10 protein-coding genes are annotated in these 10,681 nt (G+C 56.3%); 7 read left to right on the plus strand and 3 right to left on the minus strand.

All coding sequences use genetic code 11. The features are described 5' to 3' along the window. Window positions 1-2: 2 nt before the first annotated feature. From ABLU78_RS10250 to trpS, 4 genes are all read left to right on the plus strand, one after another. Window positions 3-671, plus strand: a complete 669-nt coding sequence (locus tag ABLU78_RS10250; RefSeq protein WP_048230045.1) for a hypothetical protein — start codon at window positions 3-5, stop codon at window positions 669-671. Between the two features lie 31 nt (window positions 672-702). After that, complete coding sequence (locus tag ABLU78_RS10255; protein WP_015704255.1) at window positions 703-1,116, plus strand: multidrug efflux SMR transporter; 414 nt, start codon at window positions 703-705, stop codon at window positions 1,114-1,116. A gap of 17 nt (window positions 1,117-1,133) precedes the next feature. Then, a complete protein-coding gene (locus ABLU78_RS10260) occupies window positions 1,134-1,463 on the plus strand; it encodes a multidrug efflux SMR transporter (protein WP_004146135.1) in 330 nt (109 codons plus the stop codon). 200 nt (window positions 1,464-1,663) lie between these two features. Further along, on the plus strand, window positions 1,664-2,671 hold the full coding sequence (trpS, locus tag ABLU78_RS10265) for a tryptophan--tRNA ligase (protein WP_045358971.1): 1,008 nt from the start codon (window positions 1,664-1,666) through the stop codon (window positions 2,669-2,671). Between the two features lie 47 nt (window positions 2,672-2,718). Here trpS and ABLU78_RS10270 read toward each other — a convergent pair whose 3' ends face one another. Then, window positions 2,719-4,113, minus strand: a complete 1,395-nt coding sequence (locus ABLU78_RS10270; protein WP_048230044.1) for a GGDEF domain-containing protein — start codon at window positions 4,111-4,113, stop codon at window positions 2,719-2,721. 370 nt (window positions 4,114-4,483) lie between these two features. Here ABLU78_RS10270 and ABLU78_RS10275 point away from each other — a divergent pair, with 370 nt between their 5' ends. From ABLU78_RS10275 to ABLU78_RS10285, 3 genes are read left to right on the plus strand one after another with little or no spacing between them, the layout of a single operon-like run. Next, window positions 4,484-5,548 carry an HlyD family efflux transporter periplasmic adaptor subunit gene (locus tag ABLU78_RS10275; protein WP_015704252.1) on the plus strand — a complete coding sequence of 355 codons (1,065 nt, stop codon included), beginning with the start codon at window positions 4,484-4,486 and terminating at the stop codon, window positions 5,546-5,548. After that, entirely contained in the window at window positions 5,545-8,304 is a 2,760-nt protein-coding gene (gene rbbA, locus ABLU78_RS10280; protein WP_323806297.1) for a ribosome-associated ATPase/putative transporter RbbA, read from the plus strand. Before ABLU78_RS10275 ends, rbbA begins: the two co-directional genes overlap by 4 nt. Then, complete coding sequence (locus tag ABLU78_RS10285) at window positions 8,304-9,428, plus strand: ABC transporter permease (protein ID WP_048230042.1); 1,125 nt, start codon at window positions 8,304-8,306, stop codon at window positions 9,426-9,428. The genes rbbA and ABLU78_RS10285 overlap by 1 nt, the downstream gene beginning before the upstream one ends. Before the next feature lie 28 nt (window positions 9,429-9,456). Here ABLU78_RS10285 and ABLU78_RS10290 read toward each other — a convergent pair whose 3' ends face one another. Together ABLU78_RS10290 and ABLU78_RS10295 are read right to left on the minus strand one after the other, a co-directional pair. Next, window positions 9,457-9,774 carry a hypothetical protein gene (locus ABLU78_RS10290; protein ID WP_015368484.1) on the minus strand — a complete coding sequence of 106 codons (318 nt, stop codon included), beginning with the start codon at window positions 9,772-9,774 and terminating at the stop codon, window positions 9,457-9,459. 324 nt (window positions 9,775-10,098) lie between these two features. Continuing rightward, on the minus strand, window positions 10,099-10,374 hold the full coding sequence (locus ABLU78_RS10295; RefSeq protein ID WP_072057568.1) for a DUF2574 family protein: 276 nt from the start codon (window positions 10,372-10,374) through the stop codon (window positions 10,099-10,101). Between the last annotated feature and the right edge of the window lie 307 nt (window positions 10,375-10,681).

Genomic DNA, 10,681 nt, shown 5'->3' on the forward strand with positions numbered 1-10,681 from the left:
CCATGACCGACGAACAGATTGAAGGTTTAGTTGCGCGTGTTTTGCAGCGCCTGCGCCCGCCGGTACTGGTGATGGTGACCGCCGCTGACGGCTATCGCGCGGCTATCCGCCAACGCCTGGCGGAAAGTGGCTATCCGCTACGCCTCGCGCTGGAGGATGGCCTCGCTGACGCCGCCGCGTGGCGGGAGGTCGGGGAGATAATTCCCTCTTCTGCCTGGCAGGATGCCCTGCCGTCAGCGCCATGGCGGGCGGTACTGCTGCCGTTTCTCGATTATCCGCTGGCTTCAGACCTGCTGAACGGCACGCTCAGCAGCCCACTCGCCCGCTGCGCACACGAGGCGCTGCTGGCGGGTATTCCCGTGCTGGCGCTGCGCTACCACTGCGATCCGCTCAGCGAACTCAACCAGCTACGTGGCGCGCAGGCCGACAGCGCCTATATCGGGCATCTGCAGGCCACGCTGGCTCGTCTGGAAGCCTGCGGCGTCTTCCTCGGCACCATGAATGAGCTGCTGGCGACGCTGGACGCGCCCACCGCGCCTGCCGCCGCCAGCGGCGAACCGCGCCGTTATCTCACCGTCACAGACGTGGTGAATAATCCGGCGCTGGCGGCGGCCCCGCACGCGCAGCTGACCGATGCGGCCATTGATTATTTAAAAAACAGAAAGATATGACCTTACCCAACTATGAACCTGGAGCTTAACGATGTCTTCGAAAACAAAATGCTGGTTATGGATGCTGCTGGTTATCCTCTCCGAAACCTCGGCAACCTCGACGTTAAAAATGTTCGGTAACAGCGAAGGCAGCACAAAAATGCTGCTGCTCGTATTGCTGATTGCGCTCTATTGCACCTGCTATTACTCGCTCTCAAGGGCGGTGAAAGATATCCCGGTCGGCCTGGCGTACGCCACCTGGTCCGGCACCGGTATCCTGGTGGTCTCGACGCTGGGAATGGCATTCTACGGCCAGCATCCGGATACCGCCGCCATCATCGGCATGGCGGTGATCGCCAGCGGCATCGTTATCATGAACCTGTTCTCGAAAATGGGTTCCGAAGAGAGCGAAGAGGCTGCGCCCGTCACGCCAGTCGCCTCCATGGATAAAAAAATCGCCAACTAACAGGAAAGGAACACCCTATGTTTAATCTCGGATTTTTATGGCTGGCGCTGTCTATCGGCTCCGAAATCACCGGCACCTCGATGATCAAAAAAACCAACGGTTTCAGCAAACTGGCGCCTTCGGTGCTGGTGGTCTGCGCCTACGGCCTGTGCTACTTCGCCCTCACCCGCGCGATGAGCACCATTCCGGTGGGCGTAGCCTACTCGCTGTGGTGCGGCTTCGGTATCGTCGGCGTCACCATCTGCTCCATGCTCCTCTATAAACAGAAGCCGGACCTGGCGGCCATTATCGCCATGGCGCTGATTATCTCCGGCGGCGTGATCATGAACGTCTTCTCGACCATGTAATACAAGGCGGGTTTACCCCGCCGTGATTTCGTGGCAGGATAAAAAGATGAACAGAAACGTTATCGTTACCTACCCCCATCGTTGGTGGCTGCCTGCATAACAGGCGGCAAGATACACGTTTCCATTTTCAAAGCCGCCGGAAGGCGGCTTTGTTATTTCCAGGACGTCTTTCGGCTGAACAGTCTGATAAGGAGTCCCTGATGAACCATCCACAAACCATCCTCACCGGCGACCGCCCGACCGGCCAACTACATCTTGGCCACTACGTCGGCTCGCTGCGCCAGCGCGTCACGCTGCAGCACGACCACCAGCAGTTTATCCTGATCGCCGACCTGCAAGGGCTCACCGATAACGGCAGCAACCCGCAAAAAATCAGCCACCATATCCTCGAAGTCATGGCCGATTATCTGGCCGTCGGCATCGACCCCAGGCTCACCACTATTTGCCTGCAGTCCGCTCTGCCCGCGCTGGCGGAGCTCAGCGCGCTGTATATGAATATCGTCACCGTCGCTCGCGTGGAACGTAATCCGACGGTAAAAAATGAGATTGCCCAGAAGGGATTCGCCCGCTCGCTGCCGGTTGGCTTCCTCGCCTATCCGATTAGCCAGGCCGCCGATATCACCGCCTTCAAAGCCGAGCTGGTGCCGGTGGGCGACGATCAGCTACCGATGATTGAGCAGACCAATGAAATCGTCCACAAAATGAATAGCCTCACCGGCGAACCGGTACTGCGCCACTGCAAAGCGCTACTCAGCGAAGTGAGCCGCCTGCCGGGCGTCGACGGTAACGCCAAAATGTCGAAATCGCTGGGCAATACGCTGACGTTATCAGCCAGTGAAGAGGAGATTCACCGCGCGGTCAGCGCGATGTATACCGACCCGACACACCTGAGAGTCAGCGATCCGGGGCATGTCGACGGCAACGTGGTGTTCACCTATCTCGACGCTTTCCATAGCGATAAGGCGCTGGTTGCCGAGATGAAAGCCCACTATCAGCGCGGCGGGCTGGGCGATCGCCAGTGTAAGAATGAACTGGAAACCTGCTTGCAGGAGCTACTGGCGCCGATCCGCGAACGCCGGGCTACCTACAGTCAGGATAAAGGAATGCTGCTGGAATTGTTGCGCCAGGGTAGCGAACGCGCCCACCAGCTCACGCAGCAGACGCTGCATGAAGTGAAGCGCGGGCTGGGGCTGCCGGTACTGTTCTGAGCTTCAGAGCCCTGCCCCGGTCGCGCTACGCTTGCCGGGGCTCGGTTTTATACCCTGCCTTTGTGCATTTTCACGCAGTTGCGCCCCTCGCGTTTGGCGGCGTACAGCGCATTATCGGCATCGCGCAACAGCAGGTTGTAATCAGGATGGCCGGAGTGCACGGCATAGCCAATGCTGGCGGTGATCGGGATCTGCGTGTCGCCGCCAACGTTAAACGCCAGTTGGCTAATTTTCTTGCGCAGGCGGTCGAGGATGGTAAACGCCTCTGACACGCCGGTCTCCACCAGCACCAGCAGAAACTCTTCCCCGCCGTAGCGGAAGATATAGTCGCTGGAACGGATATTATCGCTGAGCAGTTCCGCGACATGTTTAATCGCCCTGTCGCCGACCATATGGCCCCAGTTATCGTTAATGCCTTTGAAATGATCGATGTCGATGATCGCCACCGTCATCGGCAGCTCGTGCTCCATTGCCAGCGTCACTTCATGCTTCAGCACTACCGGCAAATAGCGGCGGTTAAGTAGGCTGGTTAACGCATCTTTGCCATTTTGCATCTGCGACAAGCTGCTAAAAATCACCCCCAGTTGGCTGCCTATTTGCTGGCAATGAATATGGATCCCCTGAATCAGGTTTTGTGTATTTTTATAATCCATGACAGAGGCGGATGCTCGCCAACCTATTAATAAGTCGTCAACCTGCGAAATTAATGCGGCAATTTCGTCCATCTGGCTATTTTTGTTAAAATAGCGTACGCATTTATGGCGGAACCATAGACCAAATTCTGATTCAGATAATAACGTAGCGTTAGTATTTGCTTTATTTTCGCTAACAATATTAAAAATTGCCGTATTTTCCCAACCGGAAAGCGCCGCCTGCTGTTTGCCATATTCCATCGGGACATTGTCCATCAAACTATACAGGCGATACGCCTCTTCGTTTTTGGTCGCCCGATAGTGCGATAAGGTATAGGCATGGCACATCATCTCAACGGCCATATTAATCGCCATAATAGCGTAATAGATGGCATCGACGGCAATCCGGCGGTCGTTAACGTGGCTGCGGATATACTCGATAAGCCCGGCCTTAATTTGCCGGGCGCCGCGCAGCACCGCCTCCGCCGGGATGCCGATCCGTGCGTGGATGCTGCCAATCTGATATTGCCGTTCCGCCAGCGCCGGCAACTGCGCTTTGCCGCTGGTCAGGATCTCCTTCACCCATAGCGCCAGCGAGCGGCTCAGACGCTCCTGAACTAAATCATAAGTCAGGTGGCGGGCAATATCCGGATCCTGAAAAATAAAATCATAAAACCGGGCCGCTAACGCTTCCGATTGCTCCTCTGCGATATTTTTAAGTACCTCCTTAACGGCTGGCGTCAGGCTGTCATACAGCGGTAGCCACTCCTTAAAAATAACAGAGATATATTTTTTGCTTTCATCGTTCATGAATAAAGCGCTCGCCGGGCGTTAGTCTATTTCGGGGTTGCCGATCATACATGAGTTGCCGCAGGTCAACCAGACGAAGAAAATCATAGGGATAGCGTAGTTCTCAGCCATTACAATGAGGGGTTCACAATTCCATAGTTTATATATGGACTTTGCCGCTACCGATGTTAGTATCCAGATTATAAATATGCGTGTTTCATTTAAGGCCAGGATTGCTGATGATGACCACTCTAAAAGCACATCTTCCCCACCGGTTGGCAACGTAACAGGATTTTGCGCCGGACGGCCTTATCTCCCCTTTTTTATCGTCCCGCCGGGCGAAATAGCGAAACGCGCACCACTCAGCAATACGGAACAGAGCGAGTCGCGTATGGATAAGAACAAACGACGTTGGGCCGGGTATATCGTAGTTGCAGCGGTGGTTATCGCCGCTGCATGGTGGATGTTGCGCCCGGCCGGGCTCCCGCCGGGCTTCGCCGCCAGTAATGGCCGCATCGAGGCGACGGAAGTCGATATCGCCACCAAAATTGCCGGGCGTATCGAGACGATTCTGGTCAAAGAGGGGCAGTTCGTCCATAAAGGCGATGTGCTGGCGCGGATGGATACGCGGGTACTCAATGAGCAGCGCCTCGAAGCCGCCGCGCAAATCAAAGAAGCGCAAAGCGCGGTTGCCGCCGCCAATGCGTTACTCGACCAGCGGCAGAGCGAAATGCGCGCCACCGAAGCGGTGGTGAAGCAGCGCCAGGCGGAGCTCGATTCCACCGCTAAACGCCACGTCCGTTCCAGTACCCTTTCGCAACGAGGCGCCGTCTCCGCTCAGCAGTTGGATGACGATCGCGCGGCCGCTGAAAGCGCCCGCGCGGCGCTGGAATCGGCGAAAGCGCAGGTCTCTGCCGCCCGCGCCGCCATTGAAGCCGCTCGTACCAGCATTATTCAGGCTAAAACCCGCGTTGAAGCCGCCGAAGCGACCCATCGGCGGATCCTCGCCGATATTGACGATAGCCAACTGAAAGCGCCGCGCGACGGCCGCATCCAGTATCGCGTTGCTGAGCCAGGCGAAGTGCTGGCCGCCGGAGGGCGGGTATTGAACATGGTCGACCTGGCTGACGTCTATATGACCTTCTTCCTGCCAACGGAGCAGGCGGGCCTGTTGGCGCTCGGCAGTGAAGCGCGCTTGATCCTGGATGCCGCGCCAGAGCTGGTGATCCCGGCAAATATCAGCTTTGTCGCCAGCGTCGCACAATTCACGCCAAAAACGGTAGAAACCAGCGACGAGCGGCTCAAGCTGATGTTCCGCGTCAAGGCGCGCATTCCGCCAGAGCTACTGGAGCAGCATCTGGAATATGTCAAAACCGGCCTGCCTGGGATGGCCTGGGTACGACTGGATAAGCAGAAAAGCTGGCCTGAAGCGCTGACGGTGAGGTTGCCGCAATGAAACTGACGCCGCAGGATACTTCGCCCCCCGTCGCCCTGCTGGAAAACGTTGGCCAGCAGTTTGGCGCCACCATCGCGTTGCGCGATATCAACCTGGCGATCCCGGCGCGGCGTATGGTTGGCCTGATTGGCCCGGATGGGGTCGGCAAATCAAGCCTGCTCTCGCTTATCGCCGGGGCGCGGGCCATCGAGCAGGGTAACGTGATGGTGCTCGGCGGCGATATGCGCGACGTTCGTCACCGCCAACAGGTATGCCCGAAAATCGCCTGGATGCCGCAGGGCCTGGGGAAAAACCTCTACCATACACTATCGGTCTATGAAAACGTCGACTTCTTCGCCCGCCTGTTTGGTCACGATAAAGCCGAGCGTGAACTTCGTATCAACGAACTGCTGCAGAGCACCGGGCTGGCGCCGTTTCGCGATCGCCCTGCCGGTAAACTCTCCGGTGGAATGAAACAAAAGCTCGGCCTGTGCTGTGCACTGATCCACGACCCGCAGCTACTCATCCTTGATGAACCGACAACCGGCGTCGACCCGCTCTCCCGCGCGCAGTTCTGGGATCTAATCGACAGCATTCGTCAGCGCCAGCCGGAAATGAGCGTGCTGGTCGCCACCGCCTACATGGAAGAGGCCGAGCGCTTCGACTGGCTGGTGGCGATGAACGCCGGCGAGATTCTGGCGACCGGTAGCGCGGCGGCGCTCAAAAAACAGACCGGCAGCCAGACACTGGAACAGGCATTTATCGCCCTGCTGCCGGAAGCGCAGCGCCTGGCGCATAAAGACGTGGTCATCCCGCCGCGCGACAGCAGTGAGGAAGAGATCGCTATTGAAGCGCGCGGCCTGACCATGCGCTTCGGCAACTTTGTCGCCGTCGACCACGTTAACTTTCGTATCGCCCGTGGCGAAATTTTTGGCTTCCTCGGCTCTAACGGCTGCGGCAAATCCACCACCATGAAGATGCTCACCGGCCTGTTGCCCGCCAGCGAAGGCGAGGCCTGGCTGTTCGGCCAGCCGGTCGACCCGAAAGATATCGCCACCCGCCAACGAGTGGGTTATATGTCGCAGGCTTTCTCGCTCTATAGCGAACTGAGCGTACGGCAAAACCTGGAGCTGCACGCCCGCTTGTTTCACATTCCGGACCATGAAATAGCTGGCCGGGTCGCAGAAATGAGCAAACGCTTTATGCTGACCGAGGTTGAAGACGCGCTTCCCGCTGACTTGCCGCTGGGGATCCGCCAGCGCCTGTCATTAGCGGTCGCGGTAATCCATCGCCCGGAGATGCTGATCCTCGATGAACCCACCTCCGGCGTTGACCCGGTGGCGCGCGATATGTTCTGGCAGCTGATGGTCGACCTGGCGCGGCAGGATCGTGTCACCATCTTCATCTCTACCCACTTTATGAATGAGGCCGAACGCTGCGATCGCATCTCGCTGATGCACGCCGGCAAGGTGCTGGCCAGCGATACGCCGCAGGCGCTGGTTGAGCAACGTGGCTCCGCCAGACTCGAAGAGGCGTTTATCGCCTGGCTGCAGGAAGCGGCGGATGCCGCGCAACCGACCGTTTCTGTCTCTACCACGCCCGCGCCGTCTGCTGTCGCATCACACCACAAGAACGCGTCCCCACGCCAGTCATTCAGCCTGCGCCGCCTGTTTAGCTATAGCCGCCGCGAAGCGCTGGAACTGCGCCGCGATCCGGTACGATCGACGCTGGCGCTGCTGGGAACGGTGATCCTGATGTTTATCATGGGGTATGGGATCAGTATGGATGTCGAGGATCTGCGTTTTGCCGTCCTCGACCGCGATCAAACGATCAGCAGCCAGAACTGGTCGCAGAATATCGCCGGCTCACGCTACTTTATCGAGCAGGCGCCACTGCAGAGTTATGACGAATTGGATCGTCGAATGCGTAACGGCGAGCTGGCGGTAGCGATAGAAATCCCGCCGAACTTTGGCCGCGATATCGCCCGCGGAACGCCGGTGCAAATAGGTGTTTGGGTGGACGGCGCAATGCCAAATCGCGCGGAAACGGTGCGCGGATACGTACAGGCGATGCATCTGGCCTGGCTGCAGGAGATGGCCGGGCAGCAAAGTAGCCCGAATCGTGATACCTCGATTATTTCCATCGAGACCCGCTATCGCTATAACCCGGACGTAAAGAGCCTGCCGGCCATCGTCCCGGCGGTGATCCCGCTGCTGCTGATGATGATCCCGGCGATGCTCAGCGCGCTGAGCGTAGTGCGTGAAAAAGAGCTCGGTTCGATCATCAACCTGTACGTGACGCCGACCACCCGCAGCGAGTTCCTGCTCGGCAAACAGCTGCCTTACATCGTGTTGGGGATGTTTAACTTCTTTCTACTATGCGCTTTATCGGTCTTCGTATTTGGCGTCGCGCATAAGGGCAGTTTCCTGACCCTCACCCTGGCGGCTCTGCTGTATGTCACCATCGCTACCGGGCTGGGATTGCTGATCTCGACATTTATGAAGAGCCAAATCGCCGCTATTTTCGGTACCGCGATTATTACGCTGATTCCGGCCACCCAGTTCTCCGGGATGATTGACCCGGTGGCATCGCTGGAGGGGCCAGGTCGCTGGATCGGACAAATCTACCCGACCAGCCATTTCCTGACCATCGCCCGTGGCACCTTCTCCAAGGCGCTGAATATTAGCGATTTGTGGGTTTCGTTCATTCCACTATTGATTGCGGTGCCGCTGGTGCTCGGGCTGAGCGTGTTGCTGCTGAAAAAACAGGAGGGATGATGCGCGGATTACGCAATATTTATAACCTCGGTATCAAAGAGCTGCGCAGCCTGCTCGGCGATAAAGCGATGCTGGCGCTGATTGTGTTTGCTTTTACCGTGTCGGTTTACTCCTCGGCCACGGTAATGCCCGGCTCTCTGCACCTGGCGCCTATCGCCATTGCCGATATGGATAAATCACAGCTCTCATCGCGGATCATTAACGGCTTTTATCGGCCGTGGTTTTTAACGCCGGAGTTGATCAGCGCCGATGAAATGGATGCCGGGCTGGATGCGGGACGATACACATTCGCCATCAATATTCCACCAAACTTCCAGCGCGATGTGCTGGCCGGTCGTCAGCCGGAGGTGCAGGTCAACGTCGACGCCACGCGAATGAGCCAGGCCTTTACCGGCAACGGCTATATCCAGAATATTATCAGCGGTGAAGTGAACAGCTTTGTCGCCCGCTATCGCGACAACAGTGCGCTGCCGGTAGAGCTGGCGGTGAGGATGCGCTTTAACCCTAACCTTGAGCAAGAGCGCTTCGGCGCGGTGATGGCGATTATTAACAACATCACCATGCTGGCAATTGTCCTCACCGGCTCGGCGCTTATCCGCGAGCGAGAGCACGGCACCATTGAGCACCTGCTTGTGATGCCGGTAACGCCGTTTGAGATAATGATGGCCAAGATCTGGTCGATGGGTCTGGTGGTACTGGTTGTCTCCGGGCTGTCGCTACTGCTGATGGTACAGGGAGTTTTGCAGGTACCGATTGAGGGGTCGATTCCGCTATTTATGCTGGGGGTTGCGCTCAGCCTATTCGCCACCACCTCCATTGGCATTTTTATGGGCACGCTCGCCCGTTCTATGCCGCAACTGGGGCTACTGATGATCCTGGTGCTGCTGCCGCTGCAGATGCTCTCCGGCGGCTCCACGCCACGGGAGAGTATGCCGCAGCTGGTTCAGGACATTATGTTGACCATGCCGACCACCCATTTCGTCAGCCTCGCGCAGGCGATACTTTACCGCGGCGCCAGCTTTACCATCGTCTGGCCGCAGTTTTTGATTTTGTTCGCTATCGGCGGCACTTTCTTTACCATTGCGCTGCTGCGTTTTCGCAAGACAATTGGTGAGATGGCATAAAACCTGGAGCAGGCGCTGCGCCGATGGCTTATTTTTGACGATTCATAAAGCGGCGCAGACCCCAGGTGAAGGCCATCGCCATACTGAAAAGGATGAATAACAGCACAATCCAGCTGATAGAAATGCGCAGCAACGTGCCGGGCGTCATAAAAGGTTGAAGATAAACGGTGAAAGAGTGGGCTGGCGATTTTCCCAGCAGTTGATAAGTGCTATCAGTAAGCCACACGCCAACCCGGCAGAACAGCCAGATAATCGCCGGCCAGCAGAGCAGAACCAGAAAGGTAAAGCGCTCCTGAATGTAAGTAACGATCTGGCGCAGCGGCGGCCAGTTAAGCAGGATTTTCATTTATATTCTCATATTGCCAGCCGATGACCTGCAACATTCATCGCAAGGCATTCCGGGCAGCATCCATACAGGCAATCTACCCTATTTGTATATCAAATTTACCGTCACTTAAACCAGATCAAGTTAACAAAGTGTTAATGATGTATCGCATCAATACCAAAAAGCGCGGATAACGCCTGCCGATCGTGGAAATAAGCGGGGGAGAAGTATTCAACGGCGGGAATAAATTTTCAAGCCAACAAATAGCTGATTTTTATGGCTGATAGCAGCGCGCCATTATTTCACCACTGGGCAATATAATGGCGCGGAAATATAAGTGGGTGATTAATCGTAGCTGCTGATAATTATTTTCCTGTTTGCATCATTCGGTAAATTCACCGTTTGGGTAACCACCCCGTGAGATGGGACTGCCATATTTTGCGTGTTAATGAGGTAAGTATTTTTCCCACAACGCTGTTGAGCTTTTTCGTTAATGATATTGGTGCTGCAGGTAGGTGTAGCCACACGCCCGGAGATGGTTAATGTAGCGGTATCAGCAGCGAATGCAGGCAAGCTCAATCCATAAGCTAATGTCAGAATCCCAATTAGCGGTTTTTTCATTGAATTTATAACCAGTTAACAGGATGAGAAATAAGCGATTTGCTTTCTATTTTTCTCCCTCAGGAGAAGTGATGCGTTGATGTCATCACGCAGGAAAGATAATCCATATAATTAATAAGGACAATTATACTGAGAGCTATTAGTGTGATAGGTATTACTGATGTTAACGAACCAGGCGGCCGGGCAGGATGTTTCCCCGGAGGCGGTGCTGCGCACCTTTTCCGGGCTACGGGACTGTAGCCCCGGTAAGCACAGCGCCACCGGGGAAGATGGCGGCGCGTCTGGCCGCAAAACACAAAAACAAAAG

This window comes from Klebsiella sp. JN_Kp122, assembly GCF_040062085.1.
In the GTDB taxonomy this organism is placed as follows: domain Bacteria; phylum Pseudomonadota; class Gammaproteobacteria; order Enterobacterales; family Enterobacteriaceae; genus Klebsiella; species Klebsiella aerogenes.